This is a genomic window from Neorhizobium huautlense, from assembly GCF_030811685.1.
GTDB lineage: Bacteria > Pseudomonadota > Alphaproteobacteria > Rhizobiales > Rhizobiaceae > Neorhizobium > Neorhizobium huautlense_A.
In genome coordinates, this window is sequence record NZ_JAUSRF010000026.1 from 1 (window position 1) to 16,361 (window position 16,361).

The 16,361-nt window shown below is 57.3% G+C and carries 13 protein-coding genes and 3 pseudogenes; 7 read left to right on the forward strand and 9 right to left on the reverse strand.

What is annotated here, in order from left to right; translation table 11 throughout:
• From J2T09_RS25465 to J2T09_RS25495, 7 genes and pseudogenes are all read left to right on the forward strand, one after another.
• Positions 1 to 152, forward strand: a pseudogene (locus tag J2T09_RS25465) (IS481 family transposase); the annotation flags it as partial.
• The gene (locus tag J2T09_RS25470) at positions 152 to 325 is read left to right on the forward strand and encodes an SDR family oxidoreductase (RefSeq protein WP_306839886.1); all 174 of its coding nucleotides are present in this window, start codon (positions 152 to 154) and stop codon (positions 323 to 325) included. The pseudogene J2T09_RS25465 and the gene J2T09_RS25470, both read left to right, overlap by 1 nt.
• A gap of 348 nt (positions 326 to 673) precedes the next feature.
• Positions 674 to 1,540, forward strand: a complete 867-nt coding sequence (locus J2T09_RS25475; RefSeq protein ID WP_306839887.1) for an AraC family transcriptional regulator — start codon at positions 674 to 676, stop codon at positions 1,538 to 1,540.
• 74 nt (positions 1,541 to 1,614) lie between these two features.
• Positions 1,615 to 2,541, forward strand: a complete 927-nt coding sequence (locus J2T09_RS25480; RefSeq protein ID WP_306839888.1) for a DMT family transporter — start codon at positions 1,615 to 1,617, stop codon at positions 2,539 to 2,541.
• 313 nt (positions 2,542 to 2,854) lie between these two features.
• Positions 2,855 to 2,989, forward strand: a pseudogene (locus J2T09_RS25485) (ATP-binding protein); the annotation flags it as partial.
• Between the two features lie 167 nt (positions 2,990 to 3,156).
• The gene (locus tag J2T09_RS25490) at positions 3,157 to 3,633 is read left to right on the forward strand and encodes a hypothetical protein (protein ID WP_306839889.1); all 477 of its coding nucleotides are present in this window, start codon (positions 3,157 to 3,159) and stop codon (positions 3,631 to 3,633) included.
• A gap of 406 nt (positions 3,634 to 4,039) precedes the next feature.
• Positions 4,040 to 5,059 carry a sensor domain-containing diguanylate cyclase gene (locus tag J2T09_RS25495; protein WP_306839890.1) on the forward strand — a complete coding sequence of 340 codons (1,020 nt, stop codon included), beginning with the start codon at positions 4,040 to 4,042 and terminating at the stop codon, positions 5,057 to 5,059.
• Positions 5,060 to 5,213: 154 nt separating this feature from the next.
• Here J2T09_RS25495 and J2T09_RS25500 read toward each other — a convergent pair whose 3' ends face one another.
• The 9 genes and pseudogenes from J2T09_RS25500 to J2T09_RS25540 form a co-directional block, all read right to left on the reverse strand.
• A complete protein-coding gene (locus tag J2T09_RS25500; RefSeq protein WP_306839891.1) occupies positions 5,214 to 6,161 on the reverse strand; it encodes an HD-GYP domain-containing protein in 948 nt (315 codons plus the stop codon).
• A gap of 286 nt (positions 6,162 to 6,447) precedes the next feature.
• A complete protein-coding gene (locus tag J2T09_RS25505; protein ID WP_306839892.1) occupies positions 6,448 to 7,374 on the reverse strand; it encodes a sensor domain-containing diguanylate cyclase in 927 nt (308 codons plus the stop codon).
• Positions 7,375 to 7,425: 51 nt separating this feature from the next.
• Positions 7,426 to 8,580, reverse strand: a complete 1,155-nt coding sequence (locus J2T09_RS25510; protein WP_306839893.1) for a vWA domain-containing protein — start codon at positions 8,578 to 8,580, stop codon at positions 7,426 to 7,428.
• Positions 8,581 to 8,925: 345 nt separating this feature from the next.
• Positions 8,926 to 9,738, reverse strand: coding sequence for an IS5 family transposase (locus tag J2T09_RS25515; RefSeq protein WP_306839894.1), 813 nt, complete (start codon positions 9,736 to 9,738; stop codon positions 8,926 to 8,928).
• Between the two features lie 55 nt (positions 9,739 to 9,793).
• Complete coding sequence (locus J2T09_RS25520; RefSeq protein ID WP_306839895.1) at positions 9,794 to 10,834, reverse strand: NAD/NADP octopine/nopaline dehydrogenase family protein; 1,041 nt, start codon at positions 10,832 to 10,834, stop codon at positions 9,794 to 9,796.
• A 76-nt stretch (positions 10,835 to 10,910) separates the two neighbouring features.
• Positions 10,911 to 12,743, reverse strand: a complete 1,833-nt coding sequence (locus J2T09_RS25525; protein ID WP_373458649.1) for an ABC transporter ATP-binding protein — start codon at positions 12,741 to 12,743, stop codon at positions 10,911 to 10,913.
• Positions 12,744 to 12,836: 93 nt separating this feature from the next.
• Positions 12,837 to 13,652, reverse strand: a pseudogene (locus tag J2T09_RS25530) (ABC transporter permease); the annotation flags it as partial.
• Entirely contained in the window at positions 13,649 to 14,602 is a 954-nt protein-coding gene (locus J2T09_RS25535) for an ABC transporter permease (RefSeq protein WP_306839896.1), read from the reverse strand. The pseudogene J2T09_RS25530 and the gene J2T09_RS25535, both read right to left, overlap by 4 nt.
• 37 nt (positions 14,603 to 14,639) lie before the next feature.
• Positions 14,640 to 16,184, reverse strand: a complete 1,545-nt coding sequence (locus J2T09_RS25540; RefSeq protein ID WP_306839897.1) for an ABC transporter substrate-binding protein — start codon at positions 16,182 to 16,184, stop codon at positions 14,640 to 14,642.
• Between the last annotated feature and the right edge of the window lie 177 nt (positions 16,185 to 16,361).

The following is a 16,361-nucleotide window of genomic DNA, read 5'->3' on the forward strand; positions in this document are numbered from 1 at the left end:
TCCGGGACTGGCTACTAGCATACAACTACGCCAAACAGCTCAAGGCGCTACGATTCAAAACGCCCTACGAAGCCATTAGGCGACTCAGTGAGAAAAAACCTGAAATCTTCTCTCGAATACCAAGCCATGACATGTTGGGACCAAACACCTAGTGAAATCTGCCGGGGAGGCCGCGTTGCTTGAATGTCTTGCAGCGCAGATCCCGCTTGGTCGGGTCGAAAACTCCGAGGAGACTGCGGCCGTAGCGCTGTTTCCAGCTTCTGAGGACAGTAGCCTCATGACTGGCAGGAAAGTCTATCCTAACGGAGGCACCGCGCAGGTGTGACTATATAAATGGCTCGAAGCCGCATCCCTTGGGGCCTGTCCGAAAAGAAAGCCGCTTCGTCAACAAGCTTTCTTGAAGCTATTATGGCGGCTTGGGTCGCTTCAGCGACACGCTAGGCTGCGGCGAAAGTTCTCATTTTGCGGCGACATCCAGCGTCACTGCAATCGATCGTAAACGCCCACGATATTTGGCGGCATTCTGAGCCCCTTTGTTGTCGGACAGGCTGTGCGACGAGGTGTGGTCGAATGGCAGGGTATGACGGTTTCTTCACCATCCGCTGGCAAACAACTTCCGTTCGCGATAAGTGCGCCGACGTGCTGTCGACCTGTGAATAATGAGGCAGAAGTGATGGATGATCTAACAGATGCGGTTGTCCGATCGGAGCGCGTTTCACTTCGGCGCCCACTGGACCTCCCCGGCGTCGAGACGCTCGCCGCCCACTACGTCCGCCAGCAGTTCAAGCCGCATTCTCACGCCGAGTACCTGATCGGCGTCATCACCGGCGGCGTGCATTCGGTCTGGTGCCGTGGCGAGCGGCATACTGCGTTACCGGGAACACTCATGTCCATGCGGCCCGGCGACGTCCATCACGGCAATGCGGCCGTTGAATCCGGCTGGATGCAGCGGATGTTCTACGTCGATGAGGACACGATGGCGGAGATCCTCGGGGAACGACTGGATATATCGTCAGCTCCGCTTCCCGACTTCAAGCGGTGCGACCACCACGACCCCTTACTTGCAGCGCGCCTTGCAAATATCCATGACAGCATTCACGGCTCCCAGTTGACGCTGACACGCGACGCAGCATGGGCAGCTTTTGCGGACGTTGTCGCCATCCTTGCCGGAGGCGGGCTCGTAGATGATGCAAAATTCCCTGTGGCCGACACCCGTGCCGGCAGGCTTGTCGACTATCTCCATGCCCACGTTGAGACGGATGTTAGCCTTAATACGCTCTCATCGCTCGTTAGCCTTCGTCGTCGGCAGACAATCGACCTCTTCAAGTCCCAGACCGGACTGCCCCCGCATGCTTACCACATTGGCCTGAAGGTCAGGCTGGTTCAGGATCGGTTGCGAGAGGGGCATGCGCCTGCCGCAGCTGCCATGGAAGCGGGGTTCGCCGACCAGAGCCACATGGCCCGACACTTCTCGGCCATTGTCGGCATGACGCCGATGGCTTATGCGCGAGCTGACCGGGGTCGCACTTTCGTTCTATAACCCTGTGGCCTCGCACTCTACCAAACCGATCGGAAGCAGGACAAAAGTGGTCCAGCGGTTTGCGAGGCTGAAACATGACCCATCCATCCGGCAAAATGGCGCAAGGCGTCCATCGTTCGACGCTCGCTGGAGATGCGGCGGTCCTTGGTATCGCGGTCGTATGGGGTGCGAGTTACCCCGTTACCAAGAGCGCGCTGGCCTTGGCTCCCGTCCTCGTCCTGATCTTCTACAGGTTCGTCGCTACGGCCTGCGTCATGGGGATCGCAGCGCGTAGGGAACTCGTCACCACCCCGTGGGGCAACATCCTGCGCGGCTCGATGCTCGGGGCGATCCTGGCCGCGATTTTCATTGCAGAGATCGCGGGCCTTGCCCTCACAAGTGCGACAAATGCGGCCCTCATTATCTCCCTTTGTACGCTCTTCACCCCATTCCTCGACTACGGCCTCTCGCGCCGCCTGCCCCCGGTGACCGTCGTCGTCGGTGCCGTGGTCGCATGTATCGGCGTGAGCTTCCTCGTCGGAGGCCTTGCGGACTGGACGCTCGGTGATGGGCTCATTCTTCTCGCCGCTGTACTTCGCGCCGTCATGGTCGTCTCCACCAAGCGATTAATGTCAGCGCGCTCGCTCTCGTCGGTCGCACTGACGGCAGTGCAGGCCGCTACTGTCGGTGCTGTGGCGCTAGTCGCCCTTGCGGTGACTCAAGACATCGGCGCTCTCGCGGTACGAGCCGACGCAAGCTTCTGGGGCAGCGTCGCGTTCCTGTCGTTGTTCTGCACGATCGCCGCGTTCTACGTTCAGAACGCCGCAGTTCGTCGCACGAGCCCGACGAGGGTCGGCTTTCTGATGGGGACGGAGCCGCTGTTCGGCTTCGCCTTGGCGCATTTGCTCCTGTCCGAACCCGTCAACGGTGCCGCGGCGTTGGGCGCAGTGCTGATTGTAGCGGGAACCTTTACCGGGCTCCTTGCCGACCGCGGGCAGGTTAGATGCCACAAATGCCCATGAGAAATCTCCTGAGGCTGAGTTCTAAAGTTGTGCTTGGCTGTGCTCCTGAACCGATACGAACAGGCTGCATTTCGGCCTGCCCCAGTGCAATTGACGACTGCTGACACACCGGCAGGCCCCAAGCACGCAGCCCGGTTACATCACTAAAGTCTTGAAAAGATGGAATGTGAACCGTCGACCTGCCGCACACGATCTAGCGTGATAAAATCTTCTTAGCCCGTGGCGACGCTGGAACGGTGCACGATCCTTCGTTTTGAGAGCGCGGACTATTTTCCTACGAGATCCTCCAAGCAACGGTGCGCGAATTGCAACGCATCAACGCGAGTTCATCGACAGAGCGCAGAATGTCGTGCTTGTGGGCGGACCAGGCATTGGAAAACAAGTCGTGACCGCCCTTGGTGTTCAGTCGATCGAGCATCACCGTCGCAGGGTCCGCTTCATCTGGACTGCACTCATCTCCAAAAACTGCTCCAGTCTGAAGGATTCAGATTAGAGCACCAGCTTGCATTGATTAATTTTCTCTTTGACCAGCTCTTAAATTCAGTTTGACGGTCTATTAATCCGGCAATGAGAACACTCATCTGCTCAAACTTAAGGCGGGCATCGAAGGCCAAGATGGATGTTTGCTGCCGTATGCTAGTCTCGCACTTAAGAAATCTCTCCATCTCCTACTTCGTCGCAGTTGCGGCGTCGACGATCACCGTAGCGCTGAAAGCGACAGCACTCCTTCTACTCGAGCCGGGCTATGATGTGACGGCGGCTCTTCCTTTTGCCGTGATACTGTTTCTCGTTTGGTTTGGAATTGCGGCGCTGCTGTTTGTGGCTCCAGCCATAATCATTGCATACCCACTTGCTTTGATTGTCGCCAGGCTCCTCAAGAGACCAATGCATACAGCGCTGGCTGGGGCATGCCTGGGTCCTTTTGTCGGCTCTGCGGTTACGGTTGGTTTTTTGCACTTGGTGGAAGGAACATCATACATATCCCTAATGGACCAAATGATTTTTCTAGCACCGGCAGCCTCTGTGAGCGGTGCATCAATTGGATGGGTGGTGGCGAAGCTTGATAAAGCGGTTGGTCGTTCAGCAATATGAGTGATGTAAGACGTTGGCCTCTGTGCTGAAATGCGCTGGATACCAGACTGGTGATCCGAGACACTACGATACCTGCACAACAGTGAGACGCAGAGTTTGTCAATATCATCGAAACTTGGCGGTATAAATTATGGTTAAGCTGGGGATCATATTCGAAAGAAAAGGTATTTTAATCAATCAACACAATTAATACGCGTGCACCTGCATGTACCTTGTGAAGACATCCAAGCAAGCCGGGTCCGCCCGATCAGCCTGCCAAGAAAGGGAACTCATGACAACGGCTCTACGATGCGCTCTTCCCTCTCTTCGGCCGGAGGGTGGTGAGACCGAATTCACGGATCCCTGCCATTGCGATAGGGGCGCAATCGATCATAGTGGGCTCCTAGCGGACAATTCCCGCCCGCACATGTCGAGCGGTTTGTTCGCAAGCGACCAATCCCATGAAAAGGGAAATCCTGCACTCGCGGCCACGACCACAAGCTTCGGTGACGGTGAGGTCCTGCCGGAAAACCACCTGATCGCCATGCTTCTTCGAATGTTCGAATTTGCACCGATCGCAATGTCCATCACGACAAGTGACACCCGGACGTCAAGCTACGTCAAGGTCAATGATGCATACCTGCGACTGACGGGAAGAAACTGGGACGACATTAAGGGAAAACATCTGATCTTCGAGGGAGCTGCGATTGATAATCCCGCACGTGACCGACGTCATCGTCTGCTTGTGGAAGAAGGTTCTTACGAACTCGAAGAGGTCGACATCACGCATGCGGACGGGACGGTTATCCCGACTCTTATATCGGCGCAGCGAACGGTGGTCGATGGCGTGTCTTTCGACGTCGAAGTCATCATGGATGTGTCTGCGCGCGTAAGGCAACAGAAAGAGATTGAGAATGCCTTAAAGACCTCGGCCCAGACGGATGTCCTATCAGGCCTTCCCAACCGCGCATGCTTCGACGAAACGCTCAAGATCGCGGTTGATCGTAACCTGCAAAACAACAGGAAACTTGCTATCGCATATATCGACTTGAACGGCTTCAAGCAGGTCAATGATACGTTGGGCCATGGTGCAGGCGACGAAATTCTGAGGACTGTCGCGGATCGTCTGCGCCAAAATTTTCGTGCTACCGATTTCATTGCCAGGGTCGGGGGTGACGAGTTTGTGGTACTCCTCGACATGGACAGGAGGTTCACCGGAGGTATCCAGTCGCATATCCTGAACATCATGGAACGCGTGTTCAAACCAATCGCCATCGACGGCCAGGTTACCTATGTCGGCGCAGCGGTCGGCGCGACGTTTTTGCAGGCGGACGACACACCCGAAAGTTATGTAAAGCGCGCCGACGAATATATGTACATGGCCAAGGCCACCGGTCAGCGCGTCGCCGTTGTCTGCTTTGGCAAAATACTGGAAAAGCATCGCTGAGGAAATCGCGCCTGGGCGGCCGTGGCTGATGCGCACGTCAATGCCGGCGAGTGCAGCCGCCGGCAAGCAGTCGAGAAACCGGTAGGTGGATTGGCTTTATCAAACCCGTCTGCTTCGGAAATCCTGAGGCATCCTGCAGCGGCGCCCTCGTATCTTAAGGCCCGCCCGGATGATCCAGACACTGGATGAACTGCCAAAGCAATTGGCGGTCAAATTGTCCCTCGGACCGGAACATGCTGGAGAAAGCTTCGGTCGGGCTCCACGCACGCTTGTAAGGCCTTATCGTCGTCATCGCATCATAGACATCGCAGATGGATGCGATCCGCACCGCCTTCGAAATTTCATTCTGTGCGATGCCCCGGGGATATCCGGTGCCATCGAGCCGTTCATGGTGGTTTAGGCATATCTCCATGACGACATTCGGCATAGTCCCGTGTCTTGCAAGCAATGCATGGCCTTCGGAAGGATGAGTGCGGACCTGCGCAAGTTCATCGCCTGTCAGTGATCCGGCTTTCTGCAGAAGGCTCGATGGCAGCGCCATCTTGCCGATGTCGTGCACCAAGCCACTCACGCCCAGCAATCTGACCGCCATTGGATCGTGACCCAGCCAGCGACCAAAGTGGATCATGAGCGTGCTCACGCCGATCGAGTGCAGGAAGGAGTTTTCGTCTTTTGATCTCAGTCGCGTTACCTCGATGAGAGCAATCGGGTTTTCATCGAGGGTCGATATGATCTGGTCTACTGCCTTGGCCGCATCATTGAACTGGACTGCTTTCCCCAGCCGGGCATCGGAAAACATCTTCCCCATGATCGGCTTGGTGGACGCGGGAACTCTCCTGGCCCGGGCAACGTCGTGACGCGATGGATTTCCGTGACAGGCAAGCGTCGCCGGCGGCACAGAACCCGCGGCGGACTGCTCATCAGAGACCGCGACATCCCTGCCCCGGGAGGTGTCGATGATGCTACTGAACAGGTTGCGCTCGTGGATATCGGCGACTGTTGCACGGCTTACGACCAAGCCGAGCGAGCGCCCGTCAGTTCCCTCGATATCGTCGATGTACATGCCGACGCAAACGTCGGATCGTCTAATTCGCTTGAGCATATCGATCGAACCATGCACCAAAAATAGACCGGTCGCCGGGGCAATCCGGTAATAACGCTGTATCTCTTGCTAGGCTCGTCATGCGCCCCAATCTGGAAAGCAGGATAATCTGCAGTTCCTCATCACGATATTCGCTTCGATTTAAGAAACATCTCTACAACCTGTCGCGCGCGGCAGTTCGTCATTCGTAAACCAATGGGATGGGCAAGCAGCTGGCGGGCTGGTGACTACAGATCTGGGAGGCAACCAAACCTTGGCGAACGCCGTGCCCGATGTCCCGTCGGTATCAAGCCGCAGCGATCTCGATACGGTCGCGGCCCCCTGACTTGGCCGCATAAAGCGCCGTGTCCGCACGGTTCAGCGCTTCGTCGAAATCTTCATCGCATCGCAATTCCGCAACACCAAAGCTCGCGGTAACGCTTATCTGCTTCTCTGCGAAAGTGAACTGCAGGGATGAAACGGCTTGTCTTAGCCGCTCGGCGATCTTGGAGGCCCTGTCCGAATCGCCTTCCAGGGCAACGGAAAATTCCTCGCCACCCAGACGCCCTAGCAGATCATACTCTCTGAGATTGACTTTCAGGGCCATGGCGACGGAGCGGAGGACCTCATCGCCGCTTGCGTGGCCGTATTTGTCATTGATTGTCTTGAAATGATCGACATCGACCATCAGCACTGTCAGCGACAGGCCTTTCCGCCTGAGAAGCTCTTTCAGTCTCACGCTGTCGCGCATGAAGGCGCGGCGCGTCAATGCGCCGGTCAACATATCCACATTGGCATGTTCGCGCAATTCCAGTTCACTGGCGGCAATATTGGCAATATCCTCGAGTACGATGAGTTCACGTTCGGAAAACTGCCGTGGCGATTTGTGGATGCCGCAGATAGTGCCGAACACCGCGCCGGATGATGTTTTCAGCGGCACGCCGACATAGGCCTTAAATCCCGCGCCGGTGACCAGTTGGTGATTTTCGAACTCTTCGGTCCGACCGGTGTCGGGAATGATCACCGTACAGCCGTCCCTGAAAGGCACGCGGCAGAAACTTTCGTCCAGCGGAATCTGTTGCAAGACAAGCCCGTCGATCGACTTGAAACTCTGGACCCCGGCATCGATCGTCGAAACGGCCGCGATATCGACGCCCAGAGTATTCTTAATCAGGCGTGTCAGTCTGGCGAAGGCTTCATCTCGATCCAGATCTGTATTGAACATGTGAGACATCAGACATTTCCTTTTCAGGCCGACAAGCTTCTACAAGGATGGCACCTGCGACTAATTGGTCATTCTCGCGATACCGGAATTTGCGCGCAGACCGATTTCTCGAAATGCGGCGTAGAGCTCGGACGCCGTTTTTGCCGCGTAATAGTGTCCGTCGGAAGCGGCGCAGGAGGACAGGAGAGTTGTCGCCCGGCCCTGCTTGATGTCGAACGCGACGGCGTAGATTACAATGCCTTTCGCCTTTGCAAGCTTGCAAATCTCAAGAGTGGCGGCGTCTGAATCCTTGCTGTTGTTGTCACCGTCCGTCATGAAGACGATATATTTCGTCGGATCGTCATTCTCCTTGACGGCATGAGCGGCGTTTTCCGAGTTGTAGCCTGTCGCCTTGAGGACGTCGTAGGCATGTTGCATCGCTGGAGCCGAGTTGGTGCCACCGCTCGGATTGAGGGCTCTGGAAAATTTCCGGGTTTCGTCAACGCCCCAGTTGAATGCGACGCTTTTCCCCTTGCCGCCCGAGAATTCCACACCGGCGAAGCGAGCGTATTTCTTTTCGGGGTCAGCTTCCGCTACCACATCGAGAAGCTCGTCAACGGAACCCTTTAGAGCGTCGATCTTGACGGTGTTACCCATCTGGAGGCACGTATTGGTACTGCTGCGCTTTTCACAGGCGATCTCGTCCATGGAGCTTGATCGGTCAAGCACTAAATGCATGGAGAAGGCGTTCTTGCTGGCGGTAGCACTTACAGTTGTTGAACGAACGGCGATATTTAGCGAGGGGCCGGCAATGAGCGCGGTCAATGGGTTAACGCACATCTTGAAGGTTGCAGCGAAGACTACCTCAAACTTCTTTCCTTTCGCGCCATTAGCCGTCTGGGTAATGGACGTCGAAGTCGACTGCTTATGGCTTTCGATCGTCTGATTGTTAGCACAGCCTGAATCAATTGCCGCGGCCAGCGTGGCGTATTGGGTCGCAGCCAGATCTTTTGCAGCTGCGTTGCTATATTCTTTTCTTGCCAACACCGTCGCGGCGGCAAGCATAGCGGAGTCTGCCTGTTCCTGAAGCGACGCCTTAAGCTCCATTGCGCGCGTCACGTCGATTGCAATTCCAGCAGCCCCGAGAAGGACTGGCAGTAGAATTGCCGTCATTATTCCAAAATTACCGCTGCGGTCGTGAAAAATGGTTATGGTCTTGTTGCCAGATATTGTCACACGATGCCCCCAAGCTCGATTTTTTTCGAAGATGGCGGCGGTCGTCCAAAATTCAGTGAATGAAACACTTCAGAAAAAAAAGAACGAATTTTTTACTATAAGGTTTGACCGGACAGGTATGCGCTGATGATGGCATGATCGACGTATTATGGCGTTTGGCTCGACGCACTCATGCCATCGGGTTTAGATCTTCTCACTGTCCTCGAGGCCGGCGATGACAGCAAGATCACTGCGAACTCTGGGTATGCCGGGTACCCATGGTTCTATACAAACAACGCGCGTGTTCTGGAAATGATCACGCCTGATACTATCCCAGTTGCAAAAACTAAGAGTCCGTCCGATAATTCATGATGACCGTGCGATGCGTCTGGTCAGCGTCATGACTGATGCAGCATATAGGAAGGCTTCGGCGGACTTTATCGTCGCCTCCGGGTCTTTCCACAGTCGCCGATTTCGGCTGATCCAAGCGAAGAAGCGCTCGACGACCCAGCGCTTGGGGTGAACGGCAAAGCCGACCTGATACTTGGGCTTGCGGACGATCTCGACATCGACAAGCAACGCATTCTGCGGCCTGTCGCCCGAATATCCCATGTCGGCGAACGCCTTCTCCACGAAGGGAAAGGACCCGCGGGATACCTGTAGAACGGGGATCGCTCCGTCACGATCTTGAATGTTGGCAGGCTGGGGATCGAGAACAAGTGCCCGGCCATCCATGTCCACCATTGCCTGCCGTTTACGGCCCTTGATCTTCTTGCCCGCATCATAGCCGCGCGGGCCGCCGCTCTCGGTGGTCTTGACGCTCTGGCTGTCCAGAACAGCGGCTCTCGGCGAGGCTTGCCGTCCGATCCGCTCGCGATCCATCGTGACGAGGCGACGGTTGATCCGCGTGAAAAGCCCGGTGTCGCGCCATCGGCAGAAATAACCAAACACGGTGCTCTTGGGCGGCAGGTCTGTCGGGATCAGCCGCCACGGGATGCCGCCACGCAATACATAGAAGATGGCATTCACGATCTCACGCCCAGGCCAAACTGGCTTGCGACCCCTGCGCGCGGGTGGAGGAAACAGCTGCGAGAGCACCTCCCATTCGCTGTCCGTCAGATCGGTTTCATATCGGGGTTGGTTGCGACTATACTGCCGCCGGGTGGTCGGGTTCCACATGGCGCTTCCATTCTGGCTTTGAACACCGTCTTGGAATCATCATCGACCTGATCACTCAACTCAATTCTCGGACAGCCTCTAAGTGTGATTTCAGCAATAAGTCATTCTCACTCATGAAATCACGACCGTAACACGCGCTGAGAATTGCGACACCGCTGCGGTGAAGAGGCAGGTCAATTCCCGCCATCTCCGCGAGGCGCAACAACGGCACCAATCCAAATGGCACATCCTCGAGAACGTATCGGCTATCTATCGTTTTCGGACCGGCAACATCCGCGCCGCGTTCCACCTGCTGGGCTGACAATCCGGCGACGGATTGCCCGGAAAGCCCGAAGGAATTGCGGTAATGGTCGAACACCGAACCAACGGTCTTGCCCAGCGCCGCGGCAAGAGACAGACGCTCCTGATCCAGCGCCTCGATAAACCGGCCGACGGTGGGCGTCATGTTTTCCCTTTGGCCCCACACCTCCGCACGCTCGAACCGTGTCAGATTGCATAGCGCAATCGCCAGATGGCTTTGCGGATTGAGGTTGCTCAAGGTGATGGTGACAAGATCGTTCTGCAAGGCAAACCGTTCTCCGAAGAGGGCGATGCAGATCTCAAGACCCTGGTCGGCCATTCGCGTAGGCACGACAGCGATGGAAACAATCTTGCGCAATGCGCCTATCCGAATTTCGGTAAAGGACTGTGATTTGCAGGTCAGGGCCGTGGTATTCCAGGCAATGACAGGTAATTGCAGGCCACGTTCCGCCAGCCGCCCGGCGAGATATAGCGACGCAAAGGAAAGATGCCCGCTGATCACAACGGTGTGCCTGTTCTGAAGATGCGGCACGAGAGCATCGATGACGAAGCGCTGCCCGTAGGCTGGCAGCGCGAGCACGATCACGTCGGCATCCGCCAGTTCAGAAGCGCTCTGACATACGGCGGGATGAAACTCCCCCTCGATCGCCCCGGTTGCCTTCAAGGACTTGCCATCCAGCAGGTCAACTGTCCTGTTGCCGGAAGGCGACCAGATCCCTGCCTCGTGCCCTCGGCTCAAAAGCAATGCGGCATATCCCATCGCGATCGCGCCGGCACCGGCGATACCAACCTTCATCTCGTAAATCCTCGTGGAATTTCAAATGTCCGGAGACGCCCGTCTGGCGCGTCTCATGGTTCGGCGGCGGCGGATATCAATCACATTCGCCGTCCCAGACCATCACCTTATGTCCATCGCCCACATCCCGATATTGCCGCACCGGCGCAACATAATCTGCGGGCCGCACAGGACTTTTGAGTTCGGCATTGGCGATCGGACGACGCTTGTGGCGTCTTGCTGGATCAGCGATCGGAACCGCCGACAGAAGGCGCTTGGTATAGGGGTGTTGCGGGTTCTGGAAAATCGCCTGGCGTGGACCGATTTCGACGATTTCACCCAGATACATCACCGCGACGCGATGGCTGACCCGCTCGACGACCGCCATGTCATGGCTGATGAACAGGTAACTCAGACCCATTTCCGCCTGAAGATCGAGCATCAGGTTGGCGACCTGCGCCTTGACCGACACATCGAGCGCTGACACGGCTTCGTCCGCGACGATCAGTTTCGGCTTGAGAGCGAGCGCACGGGCGATACAGATGCGCTGACGCTGCCCGCCCGAGAACTCATGCGGGTAACGCGCGGCCATATCGGCACTCAACCCGACCTTCACCAGGAGTTCCGCAACGGTTTGCCTTGCCTCGGCAGGGCTGGCGAGACCATTGATGATCAGGGGATCTGCAATCGCAGCGCCCACAGCAAGGCGGGGATTGAGGCTCGCATACGGATCCTGAAAGATCATCTGCATGTTCTGGCGCTGTCGGCGAAGCCCTGCCTTGTCCAGCGCCAGAATATCGACGCCATCGAGCATGACGGAGCCGGAAAGCGGTTCTAGTAGCCTCAGAAGCGAGCGTCCGGTGGTCGACTTTCCACATCCGGATTCACCGACAAGTGCGAGTGTTTCGCCCGCCTTGAGATCGAATGACACACCCTCGACCGCATGAACCCTTCCCTGTACCGAAGACAGCAATCCACCGCGAATATTGAACCTGCTCGTCAGATCACGAACCTGCAACAAAGGCTGGTCGGATTCGTGCATCTTACTGGCGAGCACGTCGGGAACATTGGGCTCACCGGTTTCCCGATCCACCATCGGGAAACGCATGGGAGACGCCTGCCCGTCCATCGAACCAAGCCGCGGAACCGCAGAGAGCAAGGCGCGTGTGTAGGCATGTTTCGGCGCCTTGAAGATCTCCTCGGTCGGCCCAGCCTCGACGGCTTCCCCCTTGTACATAACCACGGTCCGGTCGGCAATTTCGGCGACGACCCCCATGTCGTGCGTAATGAAGAGGATGGACATGTCATCCTCTTTTTGCAGTTCCCTGATCAGCTCGAGGATCTGGGCCTGGATCGTCACGTCCAGCGCGGTGGTTGGTTCGTCCGCGATCAGAAGTTTCGGACGGCTGGCGAGCGCCATGGCAATCATCACACGCTGGCGCATGCCGCCCGACAATTCGAACGGGAACTGATCTAACCGCCGTTCGGGATCGGAAATGTGCACCTTGCGAAGCATGTCGAGCGCGCGCTTTCGCGCATCCGCCTTGCTGCATTTGTCATGGGCAAGAATGGCTTCGACCAGCTGTTCTCCGATACGGTAGACCGGATTGAGGCTGGTCATCGGCTCCTGGAAGATCATCGCGACATCGCTGCCCTTGAGCGCACGCGCCGTATCCGGGCCGATCCGCGCCAGATCCAGCACTTTCCCGGATTTGGCAGAAAAATCGATGCGGCCGGCGGTCACGGCGGCGCTCTTTTCGGGCAGGAGCCCCATGATGGAAAGACTGGTCACCGATTTCCCGGAGCCGGATTCGCCTACGATAGCTACCGTCTCGCCGCGACGGACTTCGAAGGACACATCCTTGACGGCCGCAACAGCGCCATTCGGCGTCGCGAATTCGGTCCGCAAACCGTTGACCGAAAGCTGCACGTTGTCGGCAAGAGTCTCATTCGTGCCATTCCCGCTGTCGCGGTCACGCCGCCTGCCGAACGACAGCCCCTTGACCTTGACCGTCCGCGGGTCGAAGACGTCGCGAACGGCATCGCAGAGCGAGTTGACGATGAAGATCGTCACAACGAGTGCCAGGCACGGCCAGACAAGACCCATCGGATTGAGTTCGAGATAGCTGCGCGCCCCGCGGATCATCAGACCCCAGGACGGCGTTGGCGGCACGATGCCGAGTCCAAGGAAGCTCAAGCCCGATTCCACCACGATTGCCGCAGCGACGACCAGCGAAAACTGCACGAACAGAGGCGCTGCAATATTCGGCAGGATCGTTGTGCGCAATATCCTCATGGGGCCAGCGCCGATCGCCCTCATCGCCTCCACATATTCCTTCTGCCTGACAGAACGAACTTCGCCATAGGCGATGCGCGCAAATTCGGGAGCATAAAAAATTGCCATGGTCACGATCAGCGTTCCCGTGCCCGGACCGGTGAACGCGATCACCAGCAGCGCGAGCAGAATGGGGGGAAAGGCCAGCATGAACTCGGCAACGCGAACGGTGAGAAGTTCGGCAACACCACCGAAATATCCGCCGACCATGCCGGCAGACGTGCCGATGATCGCAGCAAGCACGCCGGTGGCGAAGGCCACGCTCAACGAAATGCGGGCGCCATGGAGCAGGCGGCTGAGAACGTCGCGGCCGAATTCGTCCTGACCAAGCCAATGAGCCGCCGAAGGCGAGGCCATGCGGCCCGATATGTCCATCGCCAACGGATCGGTAGGGGCTATCACAGGCGCAAGAACGGCAACGAGGATGAGCAAACAGAGCGCAATCACCGAGGGCGCGAGATGCCTGTATCTCGCGTTATTCCAGAGCTCAGAGAATATGGTCATGACTTTCGAACCTGCGGATCGAGGACGGAATAGAGCACGTCGACGATGAGATTGAGCAAGATGAAGAGCGACGCGGTCACCAGCACGATGCCTTGCACCTCCGGGTAATCGCGGTTTTCCACGGCCTTGACGAGAAAACCGCTCATTCCGGGCCAGTTGAAGATGAACTCGACAAGCACGGTGCCACCCAGCATGGAGCCCATCTGAAGACCTGTAACCGTCAGTACGGGTCCGAGCGCATTGCGAACGACGTGACGGCGCAGAACCTTGCCTTCATCCACTCCCTTGGCGCGCGCAGTGCGAACCCAGTCCTGCTCGAGAACGTCCAGCACGGTAGACCGCGTCATGCGGATAATGACCGCGGTGAAGCCGACCGCAATTGCCAGGGACGGCATCAGCAGGAGTGTAAGATGATCCGCCGGCGACTGGCTGAACGGCACAAATCCACCAGCCGGCACAAGACGCAGCATCAAGGCGAAGACGAGAACGAACAGTGTACCAAGCACGAAAGTCGGCACCGACAACGCCAGGCTGGAGATCCAGCCCGAAGCCTTGTCGATCCAACTGCCGCGCCTGCGCGCAGCGACAACGCCCAGCGGAATGCCGGCCGCCAGCGAGAGCAGCGTCGCCATGCCGATCAGTTCGAGCGTCCGCGGCAGTCGTTGGGCGATGTTGCCAAGAACATCCTGGTTATCTTGGAAACTGCGCCCCAGATCCCCAGATCCCAGGCGAGTCAGATAGTCCCAGTATTGTTGGTAAAGTGGCAGGTCGAGGCCAAGCCGCGCCCGCATTTCAGCCACCGTGGCCGGATCGGGAGCCATGCCGTCCGCAGATAGCATGACTTCGATCGGATCGCCCGGCACCACGTGCAGAATCATGAAGACCGCAGTGGCGACCATAAAGATCATGACGGCCGCCACGGCACATCTTCTAACGATATAGGTGAGCATTACGCCCCTTCCCATTCAATATGCTTTGGAATGTAACTCAGCCGATATGGACCGTCTCGAAAGCCATTCCCGACTGGTTGAGCAGGAAGTCCGGCAGGGCCTTGAAGTCCTTCACCGTCTCCCGCATCGCATAGGCCTGGAGCCGGTAATTCAGGAATGTGACCGGCACGGTCTCGGCGACAGCCTTCTGCAGATCCGTATAGATCTGCACACGCTTCTCCTGATCGCTTTCGTGGCGACCGCGGTTGAGAAGATCGTCCAGGGCCGGGTCGCTCAACCCGAATGAGCGGCGATAGGAATTCGAACCGGAGCCGAACAGCGCCGTCAGGTCGTCGGGGTCACCGAGTTCCGGAGCGCCGCCATTGATGGCGAGGTGGTATCGGCCCTCATTGCCCTGCGAAATGCGAACACCCCATTCCGGCAGGCTCAGCTTAATGTTCATGCCGACCGCGGCAAGATGTTGCTGCATGATTTCGGCGATATCCTTGTGGAACCCGTATGTGCTGGTGGAAAGCAGCGTTGCCTGCAGGTTTTCAGCACCGGCTTCCTTCAGAAGCGCCTTGGCGCGGTCCGGGTCGTAAGGCCAGAGATGATCGAGTTCCTCGACCCTGAAGGGTGAGGTTTCCGGAAGCGGCACACCATCCAGAACCTTGCCGTTTCCGAGGAAGGCGGCCTGCACGATATCCTCGCGCTTGACGGCGTGAGCGACGGCACGGCGAACGCGCGGATCCGTAAAGGGGCCCTGTTTCATGTTGAAGACGACATACATGTAAAGCCCGAGCGAGGACTGAACCTCGATGCCCGGGGTCTGAGCAAGGCTCGCCATGCTCTGCCACGGCACATATTCGATGATGTCGACATCACCGGCGTTCAGGGCCGCAACACGAAGGCTGTCGTCGGCATAAACGACGAGACGAATGGTTTCCGTTTTCGGCAGGCCGGGCTTGTAGAAGTCCTTACGCGCCTTAAAGACCAGCGAAACACCCTTTTCCGAACTTTCCAGCGTGAACGGGCCAGCGCCGATCATCGCATCGGGATTGTCCATCTGCTGCGCGTGGACGATGGGCGCGTTCTGCCCGGCAAGCAGATTGAGAAAGGCGGGTGTCGGCTGCTTGAGGACGATGCGAACCGTCTTCGGGTCAATGACCTCAATGGTATCGACCGACTGAAACGCCTGCCGCAGATATGCCGTCGATTTTTCCGCCCGGATGAAGTCGAAGGATGCCTTCACGTCATCGGCCGTGACCGGCGCGCCGTTCTGGAAGGTCGCATTCGCCCGAAGCTTGAAAATGTATGTGCGCGGATCAGGAAGTTCCCAGCTTTCCGCCAGTTCAGACTGGATCGTGCCACTTTCGCTGAAGCTCAGCAGACCGCGAAACATCATCAGCTTGGCAGTGCGCGAGGCTGCGCCGGAATATTCGAAAGGACGCAGATTCGGCGGGTAGGCAGAAAGCGCGTAGGTGACGGTCCCAGGCGTTGCCGCGCGCGCAGTGGGAAAGGAAAGGCCGGGCATCAACAGGCTTGCGCCCATGGCCCCGCCACCCAGCAGGAGGGCATTACGACGTGTGATGGAATAACCCATTATATGTTCCCTTTTTATCGTTAGACTTTCGCTGTCCTTCAGGCTCTCGGAGAGCCTCTTTTAAAGAACCGGATTTGCCGCAGTGTCGTTGATCGCTCGCTGCGATGAAATTTGACAACATCGCCACCCATAAATCCAAGTCATATTTTTTCGAACTGTATTCTTGAGGTTATACGT